General features: G+C 41.3%; 17 protein-coding genes. 2 read left to right on the top strand and 15 right to left on the bottom strand.

The features are described 5' to 3' along the window. Nucleotides 1–2: 2 nt before the first annotated feature. On the bottom strand, nt 3–1,220 hold the full coding sequence (locus P1X15_RS13615; protein ID WP_277338676.1) for a cysteine desulfurase: 1,218 nt from the start codon (nt 1,218–1,220) through the stop codon (nt 3–5). 207 nt (nt 1,221–1,427) lie between these two features. Here P1X15_RS13615 and P1X15_RS13610 point away from each other — a divergent pair, with 207 nt between their 5' ends. Continuing rightward, entirely contained in the window at nt 1,428–1,730 is a 303-nt protein-coding gene (locus P1X15_RS13610; RefSeq protein WP_028666054.1) for a YtxH domain-containing protein, read from the top strand. A 64-nt stretch (nt 1,731–1,794) separates the two neighbouring features. On the opposite strand, the gene rplI is transcribed toward P1X15_RS13610, so the two are convergent. The 4 genes from rplI to P1X15_RS13590 all read right to left on the bottom strand — a co-directional run bounded on the left by rplI (nt 1,795) and on the right by P1X15_RS13590 (nt 4,433). Beyond that, a complete protein-coding gene (gene rplI, locus P1X15_RS13605; protein ID WP_277338675.1) occupies nt 1,795–2,238 on the bottom strand; it encodes a 50S ribosomal protein L9 in 444 nt (147 codons plus the stop codon). Nucleotides 2,239–2,260: 22 nt separating this feature from the next. Beyond that, nucleotides 2,261–2,512: a 30S ribosomal protein S18 gene (rpsR, locus tag P1X15_RS13600; RefSeq protein WP_013930944.1), complete on the bottom strand. Its 252-nt coding sequence runs from the start codon at nt 2,510–2,512 to the stop codon at nt 2,261–2,263. A 4-nt stretch (nt 2,513–2,516) separates the two neighbouring features. Next, nucleotides 2,517–2,885 (bottom strand): 30S ribosomal protein S6, encoded by a 369-nt coding sequence (gene rpsF / locus P1X15_RS13595; RefSeq protein ID WP_028666056.1) that lies wholly within the window; start codon nt 2,883–2,885, stop codon nt 2,517–2,519. Between the two features lie 117 nt (nt 2,886–3,002). Further along, complete coding sequence (locus tag P1X15_RS13590; RefSeq protein ID WP_277338674.1) at nt 3,003–4,433, bottom strand: arylsulfatase; 1,431 nt, start codon at nt 4,431–4,433, stop codon at nt 3,003–3,005. 456 nt (nt 4,434–4,889) lie between these two features. Here P1X15_RS13590 and P1X15_RS13585 point away from each other — a divergent pair, with 456 nt between their 5' ends. After that, nucleotides 4,890–6,176, top strand: coding sequence for an O-acetylhomoserine aminocarboxypropyltransferase/cysteine synthase family protein (locus P1X15_RS13585; RefSeq protein ID WP_277338673.1), 1,287 nt, complete (start codon nt 4,890–4,892; stop codon nt 6,174–6,176). 69 nt (nt 6,177–6,245) lie between these two features. Here P1X15_RS13585 and P1X15_RS13580 read toward each other — a convergent pair whose 3' ends face one another. The 10 genes from P1X15_RS13580 to P1X15_RS13535 form a co-directional block, all read right to left on the bottom strand. Further along, nucleotides 6,246–7,568 (bottom strand): hypothetical protein, encoded by a 1,323-nt coding sequence (locus tag P1X15_RS13580; RefSeq protein ID WP_277338672.1) that lies wholly within the window; start codon nt 7,566–7,568, stop codon nt 6,246–6,248. Between the two features lie 17 nt (nt 7,569–7,585). After that, nucleotides 7,586–9,994, bottom strand: coding sequence for a TonB-dependent receptor plug domain-containing protein (locus tag P1X15_RS13575; RefSeq protein ID WP_277338670.1), 2,409 nt, complete (start codon nt 9,992–9,994; stop codon nt 7,586–7,588). A gap of 294 nt (nt 9,995–10,288) precedes the next feature. Next, nucleotides 10,289–11,569, bottom strand: coding sequence for a hemolysin family protein (locus P1X15_RS13570; protein ID WP_277338669.1), 1,281 nt, complete (start codon nt 11,567–11,569; stop codon nt 10,289–10,291). 18 nt (nt 11,570–11,587) lie between these two features. Then, on the bottom strand, nt 11,588–12,421 hold the full coding sequence (locus tag P1X15_RS13565) for a universal stress protein (RefSeq protein WP_277338668.1): 834 nt from the start codon (nt 12,419–12,421) through the stop codon (nt 11,588–11,590). 144 nt (nt 12,422–12,565) lie between these two features. Next, nucleotides 12,566–15,742 carry an efflux RND transporter permease subunit gene (locus tag P1X15_RS13560; protein ID WP_277338667.1) on the bottom strand — a complete coding sequence of 1,059 codons (3,177 nt, stop codon included), beginning with the start codon at nt 15,740–15,742 and terminating at the stop codon, nt 12,566–12,568. 64 nt (nt 15,743–15,806) lie between these two features. Beyond that, complete coding sequence (locus P1X15_RS13555; RefSeq protein ID WP_277338666.1) at nt 15,807–16,931, bottom strand: efflux RND transporter periplasmic adaptor subunit; 1,125 nt, start codon at nt 16,929–16,931, stop codon at nt 15,807–15,809. Between the two features lie 80 nt (nt 16,932–17,011). Next, nucleotides 17,012–17,407, bottom strand: a complete 396-nt coding sequence (locus P1X15_RS13550) for a hypothetical protein (protein ID WP_277338665.1) — start codon at nt 17,405–17,407, stop codon at nt 17,012–17,014. A gap of 108 nt (nt 17,408–17,515) precedes the next feature. Beyond that, nucleotides 17,516–18,388 (bottom strand): DUF1684 domain-containing protein, encoded by an 873-nt coding sequence (locus tag P1X15_RS13545; protein ID WP_277338664.1) that lies wholly within the window; start codon nt 18,386–18,388, stop codon nt 17,516–17,518. A gap of 30 nt (nt 18,389–18,418) precedes the next feature. Then, the gene (locus tag P1X15_RS13540; RefSeq protein WP_277338663.1) at nt 18,419–20,524 is read right to left on the bottom strand and encodes a ComEC/Rec2 family competence protein; all 2,106 of its coding nucleotides are present in this window, start codon (nt 20,522–20,524) and stop codon (nt 18,419–18,421) included. Next, nucleotides 20,521–21,861, bottom strand: coding sequence for a M43 family zinc metalloprotease (locus tag P1X15_RS13535; RefSeq protein WP_277338662.1), 1,341 nt, complete (start codon nt 21,859–21,861; stop codon nt 20,521–20,523). Before P1X15_RS13535 ends, P1X15_RS13540 begins: the two co-directional genes overlap by 4 nt. Nucleotide 21,862: the final 1 nt, after the last annotated feature.

Here is a 21,862-nt window from a genome sequence, read left to right as displayed (position 1 = left end):
ATTTAGTTTAACATTTTTTTGACTCGTTCTAAGCCTACCACCAATTTATCAATCTCTTCTTTGGTGTTATAAACCGCAAAAGAGGCCCGAGAAGTTCCGACGATTCCGAGGCGTTGCATCAAAGGCTGTGTACAGTGATGCCCCGTCCGAACCGCAATACCTTGCTGGTCCAGAATCACCCCAATATCTTCTGGATGTATGCCCTCCATTACAAACGAAATCACGCTTACTTTTTCTTTGGCAGTACCCACCAAACGCAGCCCTTCTATACTACTAAGAGCCTCAGTACCATACACTAGCAGTTCATGCTCATATGCTGCAATTTTGTCTTTACCAAGAGTTTCGACATATTCTAGTGCATTATGAGCCGCCACTACATCAGCAATGTTGGGTGTGCCTGCTTCAAATTTATAAGGCAAATCATTGTAGGTAGTTTTGGCAAAGGTCACTTCTTTAATCATTTCTCCTCCCCCCCGGTACGGCGGCATCGCCTCCAAAACTTCTTTTTTACCATACAAAACGCCCATGCCCGTAGGGCCATAGAGCTTGTGCAACGAAAACACGTAGAAGTCACAATCAAGTGCTTGTACATCTATTGTAATGTGAGAGCTTGCTTGTGCCCCATCGATAAGCACCTTGGCTCCTACAGCATGTGCTTTTTCGATAATTTCGGCAATAGGGTTGATGGTTCCGAGGGCGTTGGAAACATGAACCACCGACACGAGTTTGGTTTTTTCTGACAACATCTTTTCAAACTCATCCATCAAAAGTTCGCCCGCATCATTGATAGGGATGATCCGTAGCACACAACCTTTCTCCTCACAGAGCATTTGCCAGGGAACAATATTGGAGTGATGCTCCATGGTACTAATGATAATTTCGTCACCTTCTTTCAAAAACTTACGTCCGTAGGTTTGTGCAACGAGGTTGATACCATCGGTGGTACCATAGGTAAAGATAATCTCCTCTACCCGACGAGCATTCATAAAATGTTGAATCTTATATCGAGACGCCTCAAATGCAGAAGTTGCTTTTTCGGCCAATGAATGAATCCCCCGGTGGATGTTGGCATTGTAATGCTCATAATAACGCGCCAAAGCATTCAATACGGGCAGGGGTTTTTGAGTAGTGGCGGCATTGTCAAAGTAAACCAATGGTTTGCCATTGACAACCTCCTCTAAAATAGGAAAATCTTGACGAATTTTTTGAATATCAAGCACAGAGAAATACGTTATTCGTGATACTTAAATTGCGAACAGCCTTTGTCAAAGAGAAGTATTTGAGAAGGCTACCAAAACAACAAACAAATTTAGTGTTGAGTTTTATAATGTCTAAATAAAAACCCATCCGTTGGTATAAAAGTCATTTTTTATGTGACTTAAAAGAATTTGATTTGTCTCATCTTTAAACTAAAACCAACAATTGCCATGGTCAATGCCAAACACTTAGCTACTTTTATCCTCGGCGCAGCGGCAGGAGTAGCATTACACAAATATTTACAGACAGAAGAGGGTGAAAAGATGTTTGAAGATCTCAAAACCAAAGCCAACGACCTCAAATCGGAAGCTGAAGGTGCAATCGACAAAATGCCAGAATACTTTGAGCAGCTCAAAACCCAAGGCTCAGATGCTCTCAAAAAATATACTCCCGAAGCCGAAAAAATGCTACAGGATTTGCTGGATAGCCTCCAAGGAAAAGGAAACACCCCTTCGGCTACCGTCGAAAAGTAATCATGCAAATGCAAAAAGGTGCGCTTTTAGGCGCACCTTTTTATATTGTACAACTAGTGACTTATTATTCTTCGCCTACTACACTTACGCTCAAAGAATGTTTTACTTCTTTGTGTAAGTCGAGGATTGCTTTATAAGTACCTACTGTTTTTACGTCTTCAATCGTAATTTTCTTACGATCTACGTCAAAACCTTTTACTTTAAGTGCATCAGAAATCTGAGTGTTGGTCACACGTCCAAAGATCTTGCCACTGTCACCTACTTTAGCTACTAGTTGGATAGTAATATCTCCAATGCTAGCCGCCAAATCTTCAGCGTCTTTTTTGATTTTTTCGGCCTTGTGAGAAGCTTGCTTCAAATTTTCGGCCAATTGTTTCTTGTTTGATTCTGTCGCCATTACCGCGAAGCCCTGCGGAATAAGATAGTTGCGACCATAGCCAGCTTTTACATCTACAACGTCGTTTTTGTAACCAAGCCCGGCAATATCAGTTCTTAAAATAACTTGCATCGTCAGTTTTCTCCTTCCGTTTTTACTTTAATTGATCAGCTACGTACGGTAATAATCCTAAGTGGCGCGCACGTTTGATAGCCTGCGACACTTTGCGTTGATACTTCAATGAAGTACCAGTAAGACGGCGAGGTAAAATTTTACCTTGCTCGTTGATTAACTTCAATAAGAAGTTAGGGTCTTTGTAATCAATAAACTTAATACCAGCTTTTTTGAAGCGGCAGTATTTTTTGCGGTTTTGATTACGCTCGATGGGTTCGTTTACTAATGTCATTGTCTTAGCCCTCCTTAGATGTTTCGGTTTGTTTTTTTCCTACAAGTCCTCCGCGTCTGCGTTCTGCATACGCTACATGATGCTTATCCATAGCGACAGTCAAGTAGCGCATCACACGCTCATCACGGCGAAACTCTGTCTCAATCACTTGAATAAGTGAAGGTTCAGACTTAAACTCGAAGAGTTGATAAAAACCTGTGTTTTTGTTTTGGATAGGATAAGCCAATTTCTTTAGGCCCCAATTGTCCTCGTGTACTAGTTCCGCACCGTTGTCGGTAAGGATTTTGCGAAACTTCTCGACGGTGTCCTTCATCTGTTGATCAGACAAAACGGGAGTTAAAATGAACACCATCTCATACTGTTTTGTAAACATACTGAGAATTGTTAAACGTTTATAAAAATGAACTCATTGTAAATGAGGGCGCAAAGGTAGCTTTTTTTAAAATTCTAGCCAAAATTATTGGTGTTATTTTCTAAAAACCACTTATTATCAGTCAGCTCCCAACGGAAATAGGGCAGAAGCTCGGTGAGCTTCTTTCATCAATGCTTCCATTTTAGCTACTTTGTCAGGAAATTGCTTAGACAAATCTACTTGTTCTGAACTATCTTTGGTCAAATCGTAGAGTTCTATTCTAGAGGATTCTGGACGATTTACATTCAGTTTGACGGCTTTCCAGTTTCCTTGGCGAACGGCTTGCTTACCGCCTCCTTCATGAAACTCCCAATACAAATATTCGTGCTGTTTTTGTTTGCCTTTTCCAGTAAGAGTAGCTGCAAAAGAAAGTCCGTCAGTAGGTGAAGTCACTTTGGTATGAGCAAGCTCGGCCACTGTAGGAAACAAATCCCAAAAAGCTCCCACAAAATCACTTTGGGTATTGGGTTTTATCGTACCAGGCCAACTTACCACAAAAGGTACCCGAATCCCGCCCTCGTACAAATCACGCTTAACTCCCCTAAGCCCTCCTCCACTATTAAAAAAAACAGGGTCAGCACCTCCTTCAACGTGAGGGCCATTGTCGCTCGAAAACATAATGATGGTATTTTTATCCAAACCTTTGGCTTTGAGCTTATCCATGACCTCTCCAACGTATTGGTCCAAGCGCGCCACCATTGCTGCAAAGGTAGCATGTGGATAAGGTTGAGAGGTATATCCACCATCTTTGGCGTCTACGCCATAGTCGGCTCCCTTAAATGGCTTTTCAGGAAATTTCCCTTTATAATATTCCAAAAGAGGATCGTCAGGGACTAACAATTCGGCATGAGGCAAAATGTAGGGTAAAAACAGAAAAAAAGGCTGTTTATCGTTTTGTTTGTCAATAAATGTCAAAGTTTGCTCTTGAATTAAGTCTGGTGCAAAAGTCTTTGCAAATTGAAGATTCTGATTTTCCGTTAAAACTATCTTCTTTTCATTTTCCCAAAGGTGAGCAGGATAATAGCGATGTGCCAACTTTTGACAATTGTACCCATAAAAATAATCAAAGCCTTGCTTGAGAGGGTCTCCCTCCGACCCTACTGGCCCCAGCCCCCATTTACCAAATGCAGCTGTGGTATATCCTGCCTTTTTCAAGACTTCGGCAATGGTGGTTTCAGAAGCCGCCAAGGGTTGTTGACCTTCGGGAATCATTTCTTTGTTGCCTCGTATGTACGTATGCCCCGTGTGCTGCCCTGTCATAAGTGCTGAACGCGAAGGGGCGCATACCGTAGTGCCAGCATAAAACTGATTGAAGCGCATTCCTTGAGCCGCCAAACGATCCAGATTGGGAGTTTTTATTAGTTTTTGGCCATTGAAACCCACATCTCCGTAGCCTAAGTCGTCCGCCACAATCAACACGATATTGGGTTGAATGGCATTTTTTTGTTGGGCTTTTCCAGGTAGTGAGAGGCATATCAAAAAACAAATCCCTAACCAAGTCTTTTTCATGAATTTGTGGTTTTATAAATAATTAGTCCTACTTTCTAATTAAAGACCATCACTGCCCCAAATCTCCCTTGCAAATTCTTCAAAATCCTCATTTATTGCTTCTCTTACTCTTCTTTGAGCACACTTTCTCACTACCAAAATTTCATAAATAATATTTGGAGAAGGACTTTTTTGGTTTCATCTTTGCATAAACAATTAAATCACTAGAGAAAGAAGAGATTTTATTTTTGTCTAAACTCAGGCAGTAATCAGTTTAAGTAATGCAGGTGAGCGCTATTGGATTGGCATGGTTTGCTACCTCCTATCCCTTACTTAATTAGGGATGATTTAGATTTTTTATGATTAAAAATCCCCTCAAAGTAGTTTTTAATACAAAAGCGCAAAGCAATTCCAAAATTCAGACTTTAACCTTCTATATCAATCTTTATATTATTCATTATCAAAACCATCAATTTTATGAAATTCGAAACCCTCCAACTCCACGCAGGGCAAGCCCCCGACCCTACCACCAATTCACGCGCAGTACCTATTTACCAGACTACATCTTATGTTTTCAACAATTCGGAACATGGCGCTAACTTATTTGCGCTCAAGGAGTTTGGAAATATTTACACTCGCATCATGAATCCTACCAGCGATGTATTCGAAAAACGTATCGCAGCGTTGGAAGGTGGAGTAGCTGCCTTAGCAACAAGTTCAGGACACGCAGCCCAGTTTTTGGCAATCAACAATATCACTACCGTAGGAGACAATTTTGTCACTACTTCGTTTTTATATGGAGGTACTTACAATCAATTCAAAAACTCTTTCAAAAATATCGGCGTAGAGGCACGTTTTGTAAAAGGTGATAAAGTCGAAGATTTTGAGAAGTTGATTGATGAAAAAACCAAGTGTTTATATTTAGAAACAATTGGCAACCCTGGCTTTAATGTTCCTGATTTTGAGGCATTTGCCCAATTAGCCCAAAAATACGATTTGCCTCTTATTGTCGATAATACCTTTGGTGCAGGTGGAGCGATTGCGCAACCTATCAAGCATGGCGCACACATCGTGGTAGAATCTGCCACTAAATGGATTGGCGGACACGGCACGAGCATGGGCGGCGTGATTGTAGATGCAGGTACTTACAATTGGGGCAATGGCAAATTCCCCCAATTTACTGAGCCTTCGCCAAGCTACCACGGCTTGGTCTTAAACGATGTTTTTGGAATTGGCGGGCCTTTCGGTAATATTCAGTTTATTATCCGTGCTCGGGTAGAAGGACTTCGCGACTGGGGACCGTCTCAGTCGCCATTCAACTCTTTCTTATTACTTCAAGGCCTCGAAACCCTTACTTTAAGAGTAGAGCGAATTGGTGAAAATGCCCTTGCTTTGGCGCAGTGGTTGCAAGCTCATCCACAAGTCGAAAGTGTTAATTACTTAGGATTAGAAGGCAATCCCTATCACGAACTTGCCAAAAAATATCTTAATCGCGGCTTTGGTGGCGTGTTATCGTTTAAGCTCAAAGGCGACAAAGCTCAAGCAGAGAAATTTGTAAACAGCCTTGAGTTGATCAGTCACTTAGCCAACGTTGGTGATTCAAAAACACTTATTATTCACCCAGCCTCCACGACTCACTCGCAGCTTTCTGCCGAAGAACAAATAACGGCGGGCGTTGATCCTAATCAATTGCGGGTATCGGTAGGGATTGAGCACATTGATGATATCAAAGCTGATTTTGAGCAAGCATTTGGTAAATTATAACTTATCATTATCTATAAAAGAAGGGGTCTCCGATGCATCGGAGACCCCTTCTTTTATAGATAATTTGATTTAAAAAACACCTATATAGTGGTTTCCAGCTTTGTTCACGAGCTTTGCACCTTTAGTGACAGCGCCTGTTTTGCTGTTGAAAATATAAATGTTTCCGTCTTTACCCGTAGGAGTTACGGCTACGTAGACTTCATCACCACTTACCAAAATACCTTGATATTGACCAAAATTCAAGTCAGCATCATAATCAATATTAACCTTAGTAGCAGTTTTAGCATTTAGGTCAAGACGGGCGATATAGCCTTGCTCGGTACCATCATGAGTATAAAGCACATATGCAATTCCATTGCCCGCATACTTCCAGCTGTCTACATAGGAGCCCTTTACACCCAAAGCAGCGTCCAAACTAAAGACATAAGAATTGTCGTACTCATTGTTTTGGTTAATTCTCAAAATATGTGAGCCTTTACTATCACGTTGGGTAGCCTGATAGATATTTCCGTCATCACCTACAAAGGCATTAGGGCTGCGGTAGCCGCTGTTGTCGCCATTGCTTACGGTAGAAGTAATCACTTTAGGATTTTCCAAAGAAGGGAAATCTACCACTACCGATTTACTACCTAAACGGTCAAAAGTACTTTCGATGACACCTGTTGCAGGATTGTACTTGCGCATCCACGTTCCGATAATAAGCTTGTTTTGAGCTTTGTTAAGTACGGGTGCATCCAAACGGAAAATAGTATGACCGTTTAGTTCTTCCTCCGTAGACAAAGGAATCTCGTATTGTTTGTATCCATTGATAAGTACTTTCTGCAAATCAAGGGCTAATACCGTAGCAGTACCTCTATAATAAGCAAATGCCTTCGTTTTGTCAGTAGCATTGTTGGCGGCAATGTTAGCTACATTGACCGCAATACCCGTTTTGTCGCCATCCAATAATTTAGACCAACGTGGCGATGTACTTGCATATTGAGAAATATTTACCGTCACATCTTCTTGGGCAAAACTACCTGAACCATTCACTTTATAGCGGGCAAATTCACCTCCGTTGTCGCCTGTGTAAGCGATATTAAATAGCGTATTGCCATCTTCTGAAGATTGCAAACGTGCTGTTCGGTTTGATTTTACCGGAAAACCATTGTCATAAACACTGATAGAGACGTTTGGATTTTTGGCATCTTCTTTACTTACAGAATATACCATTGTACCACCGTTTCCATCCCCTGGGGTAGTTCCCATCAAGGCGCCTGCTACGGTTATCCAGCGTTCTTTGGTAGTCTCATCTGGCTCTACCGTACCACCACCCGAATTGTCGCAACTAGCAATCGTAAATGCACTGATTACCGAAGTATAAAGCAAAATGTTTCTCAATTGTTGTTTCATTGTGGATAAATTAAAATTTAAAAATTATTAATCAGATAGTTAAGTTTCAGATAAAAAGCACGTCCAGGTTTCTGAACTGCGAAGTTGTCATACACCTGCTGGTCAAAAATATTTTTTGCATCTGCGCTAATGACAAACTTATTCCGAGGAAATGCATAGCTTACCCCCATATCTTGGATATACTGACGAGGGGTACGGAAGTCTTCAATAAGAAGCCAAGTCGTATAAAATCTTTCTACAAAACGAAAACCGTAATACAGGTTTAAGGCCGATTTTTCTTTCCACAAATCTTTGATAGTATACTGTACATTGGCGTTGGTTGTCCAGAATGGTTCGTTGGGCAATTGTCGATTATAGTAATCATATTCTCGACCGTTGGGGTCATAACGCACGTTGAAAACCGAATTAAACTTCGACATATTCAGATCCACCCGAAGATTGTTGTCAAACGAATAATGGAAGTCTGCCTCAAAACCTATGGCTTTATTTTTTCCTAAGTTTTCAAAAGGATTGGTTTGAAGGGCATCATTGACACGAGGATTGATTCGCTGTACGATTTTGTCGCGAGTATCACGGATAAAGCCTGAAACGGTGAATGAATAACGATGTTTGTTAAAGTAAAAATTGCCGGCATTGAGTCCTAAGTTATAGTTGTAACTTACTTCTGGCCGAATACCAAAGTTTTCAATGATGTTTTCGCCCGGATTGCCAAACACTTCACTTTCAGAAGGTAAGCGTACTGCTTTTTCGGCCGAAGTCAGTACAATAAACTTCGGTGCTACAGTATAAGACATCGCTAAACCATAACCTGTGTGGCTTTTGCTACTATTTGCGCGGTTTTCTTGGCGCACATTTTGACCTTCCACCACACGTAGTACTGGATCAACACGATTGATGCCTTGTTGGTAAAATTTAGCGAAAAGGTTACTTTTCAGGCGGTCTTCAAATGCTTTTGCTTCGTAAGCTACAGAGGTGATATTTTTTCGAAGGTCACGGGTTCCTACAAACTCCCTCTCAAGCTCTGAACGCATAAAATCCTGCTCTCTCCGATCAATTGTATAAAAAATATGGTTTAATACCAATCGATGATTTCTGCTCAAATCATAGTTTAAACCTGCCCTGAAGGTACCAATATTCCGATCCAAATTCATGATAGTGGGGGCAGCTTGCTGGGCTCCACTTGGACGTAAAATAGGATTTCCATTGAGTCCCACACTGATTTGGCCATACCAGTTATAATTCCACTTCACGGTATCAACTACCACTTGCCCACGCTGACTATACATCCCATTTACATTGAACTCAAGTCCTCTGATTAGGAAGTTTTTCTTGACGTAGTTCAAACTATATACATTTGCTTGGGATTTGGTAAATCGCCCCATGTAAGGAATCGACATGTAGGTACCATGCTGAATCTCTTTGAAATCGTCGGAACCATTATAACCGATAAAAAATTGATCTGCCCATTTTACATTCATAAACCCAAGTTGGATTTGGCCACCAGTGGAGCGATAGGCATCATTGAAGCGCCTAGCTCGCACATATTCATAGCGACCATTGGGGAGAATATTCCTAACAAATTTGCCCCATACCTCGTAGTCATTGTCAGAATAATTGTGAAAGGCAGAAGCTTTTACGGTAAAGCCCGATTTTTCGTTACGGTATGTACCACTGAAATTTGTTTGAAATGTATTGAAAGAGCCATACGAAGCGGAAGCCGAAAGGTTATTCATAGACCCTTTTTTAAGAATCACATTGATAGCACCTCCCAAAGCATCGTCGGCTAAGTGAGCTGGAATCACGCCTTTATATACTTCTATTTTCTCAATTAAAGCAGGCGGAATACTATTTAGGCTAAACGATTCTCCATAAGTAGAAATAGGAATGCCGTCAATGAAAATACGCACTGAATTTCCCGACATTCCGTTTAGATTGTAATTAACTGAAGACCCTAACCCTCCGTTTTGACGAACTCTGATGCCGACTGTTCTGTCTAGCAACTCGTTGGTTTGAAAGTTTCGCTGTGCAACTTCTTTGGTTTCAATGACATTTACCGCAAAACCCCGTGTTTCAATTTCCTTCTTTTCAGATTTCTGAACCACACGGACTTCATTAATGTCAAAGTTTTTGGGTTTAACAACAACAGATAGAGGTGTTTGAAGTTTGTTTACATTAACTTTTACGTTTTGTGGCTCTATTTCGACCGACGTAACTAAGAGTTCTTGCTGGCCAAACGGCACATTTTTCATTACAAAATATCCGTTTTCATCAGCTACCGCTACGATATTGCTTTCTGCCAATTTTATATTGGCATGACCGACTCCCCCATTTTCTTTGCTGTAGATTTTTCCTTTGATAGTGGCGGTTTGGGCAAAAACGCTAACTGCAATGAATATTAAACAAATAGAAGTAAATAATTTTTTCATAAAAGGGTGGATAAAATATCGTTTTCACCAATGATGATTCAAGACCATCATTTTGTTGTTAATCAATAAGTCGAAAACAATATAAATTTTATTTAGACTTATTATTAATTACTGGCAAAATTAGACTTAATCTAAATAAATACAAAGAAAATTTAATTAGATTTTAATATCACCCAAAAAAAGACAACAAATTGTCACTAAAGTGCCAAATAGTGCATCCTCAGGTACAAATTAGAAGTATCTCTGTACGGCTTTGTCGGCCACAGAGTTGTTAAGATAGAAAGAATAAAAACGCTAAGAAGATAATTTCACTAGCACTTTGTCGATTCTAGCACCGTCCATATCCAAAATTTCGAAGCTAAAACCTTTCCAGTAGATTTTTTCGCCTACGGTAGGTATGTCACCCAACTTTTCAAGAAGAAGCCCCGCAAGCGTATTGAAGGCCGTATTGTCTTCGTAAAGATCTGTTCGTTCAAAATAACTCAAAAAGTCGTAATATGGGATTTGACCGTCTGTAATGTAGGTACCATCTTCGCGCTCAACAATACTTTTTTCATCGTCATAAATGGTATCGCTCACATCACCTACTAGAGCATCCATGAGGTCATTGAGGGTGACCATTCCTTGAATAGCACCATATTCGTCAATGACTACTCCATAATGCTGCCGCGATTCTTGAAAACGCTCTAAAATTCTATAAGCCGAACTGTTTTCTGAAATATAGTGAACAGGCTGCTTGATGGCCATCAAATCTAGTGGTTTGTTTTCCATCAATTGCCGAAAAATATCTTTCATCGTTACGATACCGATGATTTCATCGAAACTATCATTACAAAGTGGATAAACTGAATGTATTTCAGTAGTAATTTTTTGGCGGATTTTGTCAGGAGTATCTTCGGTATCTAACCATACCAATTGACTACGGTGCGTCATAAGAGATGATACTTTGCGGTCTCCCAGCAAAAAAACCCGCTCCATGATCTCTTGTTCAATCTCCTGTACCTCACCGCCATCGGTTCCTTCTTGAATAATGGCCTTGATTTCTTCTTCAGTCACTTTGTTGTCGGAAGAAGGTTTGATTTGCAAAATTTTTAACAACAACTCCGTAGTATTGGTCAAAAGCCACACAAAAGGAGCCGTCGCTTTGGATAAAATTTGCATAGGGAAAGCCACCGTTTGGGCAATTCCTTCGGGGTTGGTTAGTCCTATCCGCTTAGGTACTAGCTCCCCAATTACTAAAGAAAGAAAAGTAATCATCACCAACACTCCACCTACAGCCAATGGACGGCTATAAGGTTTGAGCCACGCCACTTCATTGAGTATTGCTTGCAGGTCACCCGTCAGGCTTTCTCCCCCAAAAATCCCCAGCAAAATACCAATCAGCGTAATACCAATCTGTACGGTGGAGAGGAATTGATTGGGGGAATTGAGCAAGGCTAAAGCTTGTTGGGCAGAACTGCTTCCTCGGCGAGCAGCATTTTCAAGTTTGACTTTACGCGAAGAAACAACGGCAATTTCGGACATTGAAAATATACCATTGAGTACTGTAAGAAGCAGGATGATGATGATTTCCATAAATAAAATTTGATGAAACTACGATTCTTTTCTAAATGAAACAAGCGGAATATTGATATCAAAGCTCATCCCTGCCGTAAAGCCCGCAAAAAACAAGCGCTCTATCCAGTTGGGTTTATGTTTGGAAAACATAATCAACATTGACGGCTTCTTATTTTTAATTACTCGTTGCAGGTTTTTAATAAAGGTATCTTGTACTTTTTGTTGTAAACAGTAAAAGCTACAAAGTTGGTTTCGGTACTGTAAATTGAGTCCTTTCTCTTTCGTTTCATTTTGCTTGGGAGTAAGCATGTTGAAATGATATACCTCTAACGGAACTGCGAATAAGCCCGAAAACGACAAAGCCGTGGGAATCTCCCCCTCAAGATTCTCTAAATCAGACGCATAAGCCACTTTGTCAATATCTTTTAATCGGTAATTTTTGGGAACTACAATCACCGGCACCGGCGAAGAATTGACCAGAGTCGATGCGTGTGTTCCCATTATTTTTTGAAAAGCGCCTGCTCCTCTGGTTCCCATACAAATAAAATCCGCCTTAATCTCTTTAGCGTAAGCAATAATCATATTACTCACGGCACTACCAATTTGTACCTCGTATTGATAATCAATGTTAGAAACTTTTAGTTGTTTGAAAGCCTTCTCCAAAAAACTTTTTAATTGTGCTCTGCCTTTTTCCAACTCTGATTTCAAAAATTTGTCGACTTCTGCCTTAGGCCAAGATGTGGGTGCTATGGTTTCGACAACACTGTAAAACACAAACTTACATAAAGCTTGAGAGTGCATTTGCAGAGCAAAGCGAATGGCTGACTTAGAGTTGCTAGAGAAATCTGTGGTGATGAGGATAGTTTTCATAATAATCAAGAAATTAGAAAGTTTAAAATAATTTTAAATCTACTCCTTAGCTCCACCGCTAAAAATGAGAAAATGCACCTTCCCAACCAACCAAAGTCATTTTAATTCGGATACTTTATTCTGCTAAATTCAGTTAGATTAGGTTTAGCTCCATTTTTCTAGCTTGTCTTCTGTAAGGGGTTTGACTTCCTTTTTTCCGTCTTTTCTATGGCCCAACCTATCAGCCCAAGTAGCAAATATCACATATAAGCCAGGAATGACCACTACGCCAAAGACCGTCCCGAACAACATCCCTCCCGCAGCTGCCGTGCCAATGGTGCGATTGCCTAAGGCCCCCGCTCCCGATGCAAACATCAACGGAAGTAAACCTGCGATAAACGCAAAAGAGGTCATTAAGATAGGCCTCAAACGTGCATTGGCACCTTCGATTGCAGCTTCTATCACACTATATCCTTCCCGATGGCGCAGCGTGGCATATTCTACAATAAGAATAGCATTTTTACCCAACAGCCCGATGAGCATTACCATGGCAATTTGGGCATAGATATTGTTTTCTAAGTCCAATATAGACAAGAACAAAAATGTCCCAAAGATGCCGGTGGGAAGAGACAGGACAACAGGCAATGGCAACAAAAAACTCTCATACTGCGCCGAAAGCAATAAATACACAAACACCAAACAAATCAGAAAAATATAGACGGCTTGGTTACCCGTTTCGACTTCGTCGCGGCTGATACCCGCCCAATCGATGTCATAGCCTTTGGGAAGCTTGGTTTTGGCTACCTCCTGAATCGCCTCAATAGCACTACCACTACTATACCCTTCGGCAGGCTCACCGTTTAGCTCAGCAGAGGGGTACATATTGTAGCGCGTCACTTGGTCTACGCCATATACCCGTTCGAGGGTTACAAATGCCGACAAAGGCACCATATCCCCTTCATTATTTTTAACGTAAAGGTTTAAAATGTCTTCTGGTTTGGCACGATATTGCGGTAGGGCTTGTACCATTACTTTGTACATTTGGCCATATTTAATAAAATTAGTGGCATATTCGCTTCCCAACAAAGTCTGTAATGCCCCCATTGCATTGTTGATAGTTACCTTTTTTTGAGCGGCCTTGTCTTCGTCGATATGTAAGAGGTATTGCGGAAAACTAGCATCAAAAATCGTAAATGCAGAAGCGATTTCGGGACGAGCTTTCAGGTCTTTAATGAATTGATTGACCACATCTTCCATGGCTTTGAAGTCACCTCTGCCCGTTTTATCTAGTAATCTAAGTTCAAAACCACTCGCATTTCCATACCCAGGTACGGCAGGAGGAGGAAAATACTCAAGACGTGCGTCTTTGATGTGTTTGGTCCGTTGCTCCACCATTTCCATGACTTCTTCTACCGTTTCTTTACGGGATTTCCAATCATGAAGGTTGATTAAGCATGTACCATAAGTAGCCCCAGTACCATCCGAAAGGATGTTGGTACCAGCCAAAGTAGAGATAGATTCCACAGCCGTTATATTTTGGCAGGCTTTTTGGATTTCGTTCACAACCGCCTTGGTACGTTCGAGGGTAGCGCCAGAAGGCGTAGTTACACTTACATAAAAAGTACCTTGGTCTTCGTTTGGAATAAAACCCGAAGGTAACATCTTTCCAAAAATACCTATACCCGCACAAAACGCCAGTAGTATCCCAAACGTAATCACTCGACGGTTAACAATGGCCGACAGCAAACGTTGATATTTACTAGCAAGGCCCTCATACCAGCGATTGAATCCCCCAAAAAGTCGCCCCAAAAAATGGTTTTCAGGATGCGCACTATGATTGCTTTTTAAAAACATACCGCACAAAGCAGGCGTAAGCGTCAAGGCACTTACGCCAGAAAGCACGATAGAAATGGCCATGGTGATTGAAAACTGTTTATAAAAAATCCCAACGGGCCCTGTCATAAAAGAAGTAGGAACAAACACCGCCGACATCACAAGCGTAATGGCTACAATCGCCCCGCTGATTTCTTTCATGGCTTTTTCGGTTGCTTTTCGTGGCGAATATTTGCCAGTTTCTAGTTTGGCATGAACCGCTTCTACCACCACAATAGCATCGTCAATCACAATCCCAATCGCCAATACCAAAGCAAAAAGCGTGATGAGATTGAGCGAAAAACCTAGCAATTGCATAAAGAAGAATGTCCCGATAAGTGACACCGGCACCGTAATAGCTGGAATAAGCGTAGAACGAAAATCTTGTAAAAACAAAAACACGACCAAAGCAACCAAGAAGAATGCTTCGATGAGGGTTTTGACCACTTCGTGTACGGATGCATCCAAAAAGCGCGAGACATCGTAGCTAAATTCGTAATCCATACCCTTCAAAAAAGCACTTCCTTTGATACGTTCCATGCTTTTTTTGACATTGGCAATCACCTCACTAGCATTAGAGCCTGGCAGCTGTTTGAGCATGATAGCAGCGGTAGGTTTCCCATTAATTTTAGCTTCTACGTCAAAATAGGTAGTGCCAAATTCGACATCGGCAATGTCTTTGATCCGCAAAATTTGCCCTTCTTCGTTGGATTTGATAGGGATGTTTTCATACTTTTCGGGCGTATTGTATTTACCGCCGTACTTAATCACGTATTGTAATTGCTGAGGTGTTTTATCAGTACTTTCACCTACCTTTCCGGGCGCAGCCTCTACGTTTTGTTCCTCCAAGGCATCCAAAACATCTTCAGTAGAAACGTTGTAATTCAGCATTTTATCGGGCTTCAGCCAAATCCGCATGGCATATTCGCGTGCCCCCAAAATCTCCGCATACCCTACACCTTTTACCCTTTTGATTTCTGCTAGTACATTAATATCGGCAAAGTTGTAAAGGAATTTTTCTTTGAGCGTGCTGTCTTTACTGAATATATTGATATACATCAGCATGGCATTTTCTTCTTTGGCGATTTTGACCCCATTTCTAATCACCTCGGCGGGGAGTTCGCCCATGACAGCCGCTACGCGATTCTGAACATTGACCGCTGCCACATCAGGATCGGTACCTACTTCAAAAATAACTTGTACCACTCCTACGCCGTCGTTGCCCGCATCCGAAGACATATATTTCATACCCGGTACGCCATTGATAGCACGCTCAATTGGAACAAGCGCAGCTTTGGTAACTGTTTCGGCGTTGGCGCCGGTGTATTCGATAGTCACGTTTACCTCTGGTGGTGCCACACTTGGAAACTGCGTCATAGGCAAGCGTGTAAGCATTAGTAAGCCCAGTAAGGTGATAATCAGAGCAATGACTATCGACAAAACAGGCCGATTTATGAATTGACTAAACATACGTTTTTTTGTTAATAGTGAATCGTTGAACCGTATATCTATATACGGCCAACTAACTTACCCTCTAATTTTTAGCAATACTCGCCATCGCTTGACGCATAGGTATAAACTGAGGGGTGATTACGTCACCTTCTACTACTCGTTGTATACCTTCATACAGAATTTTTTCGGACTTATCTAGTCCAGACTCAATCACGTACAGCTGTGGCAATCGCTGGAGAATTTGCACGTTGCGGATACTTACTTTATTTTGGGCATCTACTACGTACAAGCAGTTGCGGTCTTGCACCTCAAACACCGCTTTGTGAGGAACTACCAACGCATTTTTAATCGTATTAGTCAATTGGATTTTACCACTTGCTCCATTTTTGAGGATTTGTTGAAAATTAGGGAATTTGGCACGAAAAGCTATATTTCCCGTATTTTTATCAAACTGACTATCAATAGTTTCGATAACTCCCGTTTGCGAATACGGTTGTCCATTGGCTAATATTAGCCTAACAGGACGCCGACGATTGATTTCATTTTGTGTCGTAAAATCCAAATACTCTTTTTCGGTTACGTTAAAATAAGCATACACCTCTTGATTGTTGGAGACTGTTGTTAGTAGGGTGCCATCGTCTACCAAACTTCCCACTTTGTTAGGAATTCGTCCTACCACCCCACTAAAAGGGGCCTTAATTTCGGTCAACGAGAGTTGTAATTGGGCATTGGCAGCATCCGATTCGGCCTCTTCGATTCGGGCTTTCAGGGTTTCTAGTTTTGATTCTGCTATCTCCAACTCCGTCTTGGCTACTATTTTTTGTTCCACCAAGTGGCGTATATTCTTAATTTCTAGCTCAAGGGTCTTTGCCTCTGAGCGAGCACTTTTGAGCATTGCTTGGGCTTTGTGAAGTTCTTGTCGGTATCGTTGCCCTCCGATTCTAAACAATGTTTGTCCGCTATGAACTGCCTTCCCTTCGTCTATCAAAACAGCTTCGATATATCCTTCTATTTTGCTACGAACCTCTACGTTTTGGAGAGAAGCAATTGTTGTCACATATTCTTTTGTGTATACAGTATCTACTACCACTGGACTAGTGACAGGAAAAGATATTTGTTCGACTTTGGATTGGTTTGTCTCTTCGATACACGACCAACACAACAACAGGCAGGCACACACACCTACCTTAAAAGCATTTGCTTTCATAATAATGGGGTTAAAAATAAAAATATAAACCAACGTAATCACCTTAGATTACGCTTTGGAATAATTAAGAAAAAAGGAATTTAGGAGTGTTGGGGAGGGGGAGATACTAGTTCAGGGTGATACTGACTCGCATACATATCTTGGTAATAAATAGGAAGCAAAGGAGAGGCTAAAGAGTGGGTATTGTTTGAAAGTTTAAATGAATGGAGAGATTGGCAGTAAAAAAGAATTTTTCCTAGCGAAATATGGCTACCATCTTCTGTATCATGTTCATCATGCTCAGCAAAAAAATCACCTAATCCCAACCATTGTTCTATCACCAATTCGGCGATACTTTCGATATCATTATAAGCAAGATTTTCGGGAATATCGTCTGGTTCGGGGTCAGGAGAGTCAATGCTACAATTGAGTATGTGAATTGTCATCAATACCCAAAAGAAGCGAAAAACCGTATTTTTTCCCAACCAACTAATCATACGACAAAAATAGCCCTATATTTCTACAAATGTACTCTCTGCCAAAGAATTTTGTAAGAATAGCGCATGATACATTAGCTCACAAACACATTCTCCATCCTTTTTCTTTTAATGCAATCCATAATTTTTTTCGCCAGCTCTAATGGCAATAGGCAAGCGATTTTGTTTAGGTGGTAATGGACAAGTAGCAAAAGCTGTAAAAGCACAAGGAGGATTGATAGCTTTATTGAAATCAAGAATGGTAGTACCTTGTTCGTTGGGCAATTCGGCATATAGAAAACGCCCTGCTCCGTAGGTTTCTTTTTGATTGGTAGGGTCAGCAAAAAGGATAAACAGCTCTCCTTCACTCTCGACTGCATCCAAACGATACTCTTTTCCAGCGATTGAAAACACCAAAGTACCCGGCGAAGGTTGCATCGTGGTTTGACCCAGCACATCCATAATAGCTATTTTTTTGTCGGTAGTGTTTTTTTCAAGTTTGGCCGTCACTTTCCATTTGGCATCAATAGGATAAGTATCAACTCCTTTAAAATGTTGCAAGTCAACACTTTCCAAATCTCTCAAACGAATTCCTACTTTGGGGCCACGTTTTATAATAAACCATCTTAAGGAACCATATTGCATAGTAGCACTTTGTCCGTCCACAAATACATAAGGAGCGGGCACCTTCGACCCTAATAAACTTACCTCCACACCTTGTTCGGCCAAAAAACTTACTTTGCTATCTTTGAGTAGGAGTGTCCCTAGTTTTTTAGGCGCTTTTTCTGGAAACACAATTTGATTACTGGCATCGCTTCCAAATGAATTTGCGCCTTCTTCCAACCAAAATAAGCCCGCAAGATTAAGCCATCCATTTTCAGATTTTAGGCTTTCTAAACGGTCTTGATGCCATGCTTTTATATCTTTTATGTATTGGCTTTTGTCTTGTGCCAAAGAGGTGAGCGAAGCCAATAAAAACAGCCAAGTAAATTGTGTTTTCATAAAATAACATTTGTTGATGAAAGTATTTATTTAATACCAAGCATTCAAGTCTGGAATCTTGTGTTCATGCCCATTGTGCCACAAAATAGCTCCTTTTTTATTCATAAAATGATAGTCCAACTTAGCCACTTCTGCTTGTTTTTGAAGGGTATCCAACACATAAAATTTGTTGGAATGGTCAAAAAATAGCTTCTGTGTTCCAAATGACCTTTGAAGTTGAGCCATATTTTTGTGACTTGATTTTCTGACAAGTACATAATCTACGTTCGGAAGCGGCTCCGTAAGTGGCTGCTCTACCAACAATATCGTTTTCTGGTTCCAAACAATCAATTTACCAAACGGCAATGTCTTTATGATTCCTAAGCGAGACGAAGGTGACTCTAGCTTTTCTTTGATAATATGCTTGATACCACGCTGTACGTAAAAGTTTTTAAGATAATAATCATAAGGCTGTTTGCCTTGTTGGAAAAAAGCCGAATCGGCCACAATAACCGCATTTTGGCCGTCAATCAAACTAACCACCGTCTGATACGGAACTGCATGTAAGACCACTGCCTTCTGATGATGATACTCAAAAATCTCGACTAGCTGTACTACCATTAGGCATGTACTTACACCTGCCACCGTCCAAAGCCATTTTAGCTCGCGCTCGTATAGCATCACAATCAACAGCCCGATGATTGCATACACCAATAAAAGCTCTAACCAAGAAAACGAAAGATTGGGAACTAGCGAAAAAGGCAATTTATCGATCAAAACGACCGATTGATTCAGTAACCAAATAATACTGGTCAATATCCATCCCAAAGCAGAGCCTATCAATGGAACCCACGACAATAGAATAGCAGCCAAAGCCACAGGCAGCATGGCCGTAGAAAGAACTACCACGATGGGATTTGCCAGCAAAAAATAAGTGGGGAATTGGTGAAAATAATAAACTGCAATAGGGTAAGTTGCCAATTGGGCCGTCAATGCTACGGCGGTAATGGCCCATATTTTATCCAAAAACCAATCTTTAAAAACAAGGCTTTGGTAAAGAATAGGCTGCAAAAATATAATACCACCTAAGGCAGCATACGAAAGCTGAAAGCTCACCGAATATATCAGAAGTGGGTCGAGCACCAATAAAATAAGTGCTGAGCCAAAAAGAGCATGAGCGATGTTTTGTTTTCGCTGAAGAGGCTCTGCCAACAAAAAAATGGTAAACATCAAAGCCGAGCGAATCACCGGAGCCGATAGCCCCGTGAGCACAGCATAAAACCATAAGATAGTGAGCGTAAGTCCCAAATAAAGCCACTTTCCGAAACGATTTTTTTTGAAACGACTCAACAATAAGGTGAGCAGCCACACAAAAATCCCAATATGAAAACCCGATACCGACAACACATGTACCGCTCCCGCTGCGGAGTAAGCTTGCAGCAAGTCAATATCCATTTCATCACGTAAACCCAAGACCATTGCTTTGGCTACTCCATATTCGCGCTCATAGGGTATGAGCTTACGCAAGGCAGCATCGCTCCACGCACTTAACCGATAAGGTCCTACTTTGTACCAAACCGTGCGACTTTTTCCCGTTTTTTCAAAGTCGGTAATTCGCAGGTAATCTTGAAAGAAAATATACTGATACGAAAGGAATCGTTGATAGTCAAATTGGGCAGGATTGGCGGGTGGCAAAATTTCGGTCGGTGTTCCTAAAATTACCAATTCATCGCCATAGCTAGGTTTAGGGGCTTTTTTGTCGATATATAATAATACTTTACCACTAGCCTTTTTCCACTCACGCGGTGTTTTGATAGCCGATACTTCCAATTCAACTTTATGAACTTTGGTACGGGTTTCGGGCAGCGATAAAACATATCCTTGATATGCCTTTATTTCGGAAAGAGAAAAGTGACTTAAGTGAAGATTATTGTTTTGTTCTTGGTGCAAGACCCGATTGAGCATTCCTAAGTTGACAAAAAGTAACAACGTAAAAACGCCCATCCAAAAGCGGCTTCGAAAAAAACGCCACATGCCTAAAGTACCTAAAGCCACAGCTCCCAGCCCTCCGCCAATCCATTCTATGGGCCATTGGACTTGCCCCATTAGCCAAATCCCCAAGGCAAAAACCAACGTATAGCGAAGGAGAATGTTCATCGCCTGATAATCAAACGGGAAGTAATGGTTTCATCTTTGGTTTTTACCCTTACGATGTAGCTACCAGAGGCCATATCGTCGGTCGGGAAATCCACAATCCAACTGGGATAATCTTCGTACACAAATCGCTTCACCAATTGACCAGTGACGCTATATACCTCTACCTCAAAGTCGCCAAACTCTTTGAGTGTCACCTCTACTTTCACCCTTTCAGTAGAAGGAGCGGGATTAGGATAGACCCTTACCGCTAATTTTTCGCCAAAAGGCACGCTTGCGCACCAATACTTCACCAATCGTGCCCTTCTTGGTGCTTTTTCAATGACGGCAAGCATCCGTTCGGCTTGGTTTTTAGTAAAAATATTCATGCACGAATCAGGCGAATAATCAAGGTAATTTTCGGTCATGTTGCGCGTCCTTTGTCCATTACAATTTGAAAATACGGGACCACAATTAGCCGATTGATTACCACTCTCGGCGGTGGGCGTATCAGCGCAATAATCGTCGCCACAATTGGTGTCTCCCCAAGTATGAATCAATCCTAACCAATGCCCTACCTCGTGTGTGGTCGTACGGCCTAGGTTGTAAAGACGGCTTGTGACGGCGCTACCTACCCCAAACACCCGAAAATCAATAAAAACCCCATCGGTACGCTCTTGAAGCTCCGAACTATTGTCCAGACCCTGAATACCTGTTACTGACGGGAACTGCGCTACTCCTAAAAAATTACCAGAAAAGCGGGTTACCCAGATATTCATATAGAGATCCGTAGGCCAACTGACGATATTGGCCAGAAGCTGATCATCCGAAAAAATATCAAAAGAAGTTTTATTGGGATAATAATGCCTTGTGATACCATTAGTAGGTTGGTTGTTTGGGTCGACATTGGCTAGATAAAATTCGATCCCTGTATCTGCGCCAACGGGATTGTTGTTGAACCCTTTCGTCCCTGCCTTGCGCCGATAATCTTCATTCAAAATCTTAATCTGCGACAAAATCTGTTCATCTGAAATATTGACATTGTCGCGTCCTCCTGTAGTGCCAGCGGCGTTATTATGAATCACGTGCACCACAACAGGGATACGAATCGTTTCGCAAAGTACTGCTGTACGAAGGTTTCTACGGTTAGGATTGCGTAAAGTATTTTGCACAGAATCTTCGAGCAACCTACGTTTCAGCGCCCAATAAGGATAGCGTTTTTGAAGAAGGCTATCATAGGGCACCGCCGAACAGCGCTGTGCAAAACTAGGAGGCATGAAAAAGGAGACAAACAACAAAAAACTGCCGATGACTCCTACTTGGATATATTTAGCGATTTTGGTGTATTGTCTCCCTTTCACT

This window comes from Runella sp. MFBS21 (genome assembly GCF_029433105.1).
In the GTDB taxonomy this organism is placed as follows: Bacteria; Bacteroidota; Bacteroidia; order Cytophagales; family Spirosomataceae; genus Runella.
The sequence above is the reverse complement of the archived record's forward strand: the minus strand, read 5'-3'. Positions and strand labels throughout refer to the sequence as shown.

What these genes read in the sequence shown, in the direction of transcription:
- P1X15_RS13610 (WP_028666054.1), top strand. Translation starts at nt 1,428, where the DNA reads ATGGTCAATGCCAAACACTTAGCTACTTTTATCCTCGGCGCAGCGGCA.
- rplI (WP_277338675.1), bottom strand. Translation starts at nt 2,238, where the DNA reads ATGCAAGTTATTTTAAGAACTGATATTGCCGGGCTTGGTTACAAAAAC.
- rpsR (WP_013930944.1), bottom strand. Translation starts at nt 2,512, where the DNA reads ATGACATTAGTAAACGAACCCATCGAGCGTAATCAAAACCGCAAAAAA.
- rpsF (WP_028666056.1), bottom strand. Translation starts at nt 2,885, where the DNA reads ATGTTTACAAAACAGTATGAGATGGTGTTCATTTTAACTCCCGTTTTG.
- P1X15_RS13590 (WP_277338674.1), bottom strand. Translation starts at nt 4,433, where the DNA reads ATGAAAAAGACTTGGTTAGGGATTTGTTTTTTGATATGCCTCTCACTA.
- P1X15_RS13585 (WP_277338673.1), top strand. Translation starts at nt 4,890, where the DNA reads ATGAAATTCGAAACCCTCCAACTCCACGCAGGGCAAGCCCCCGACCCT.
- P1X15_RS13580 (WP_277338672.1), bottom strand. Translation starts at nt 7,568, where the DNA reads ATGAAACAACAATTGAGAAACATTTTGCTTTATACTTCGGTAATCAGT.
- P1X15_RS13575 (WP_277338670.1), bottom strand. Translation starts at nt 9,994, where the DNA reads ATGAAAAAATTATTTACTTCTATTTGTTTAATATTCATTGCAGTTAGC.
- P1X15_RS13570 (WP_277338669.1), bottom strand. Translation starts at nt 11,569, where the DNA reads ATGGAAATCATCATCATCCTGCTTCTTACAGTACTCAATGGTATATTT.
- P1X15_RS13565 (WP_277338668.1), bottom strand. Translation starts at nt 12,421, where the DNA reads ATGAAAACTATCCTCATCACCACAGATTTCTCTAGCAACTCTAAGTCA.
- P1X15_RS13560 (WP_277338667.1), bottom strand. Translation starts at nt 15,742, where the DNA reads ATGTTTAGTCAATTCATAAATCGGCCTGTTTTGTCGATAGTCATTGCT.
- P1X15_RS13555 (WP_277338666.1), bottom strand. Translation starts at nt 16,931, where the DNA reads ATGAAAGCAAATGCTTTTAAGGTAGGTGTGTGTGCCTGCCTGTTGTTG.
- P1X15_RS13550 (WP_277338665.1), bottom strand. Translation starts at nt 17,407, where the DNA reads ATGATTAGTTGGTTGGGAAAAAATACGGTTTTTCGCTTCTTTTGGGTA.
- P1X15_RS13545 (WP_277338664.1), bottom strand. Translation starts at nt 18,388, where the DNA reads ATGAAAACACAATTTACTTGGCTGTTTTTATTGGCTTCGCTCACCTCT.
- P1X15_RS13540 (WP_277338663.1), bottom strand. Translation starts at nt 20,524, where the DNA reads ATGAACATTCTCCTTCGCTATACGTTGGTTTTTGCCTTGGGGATTTGG.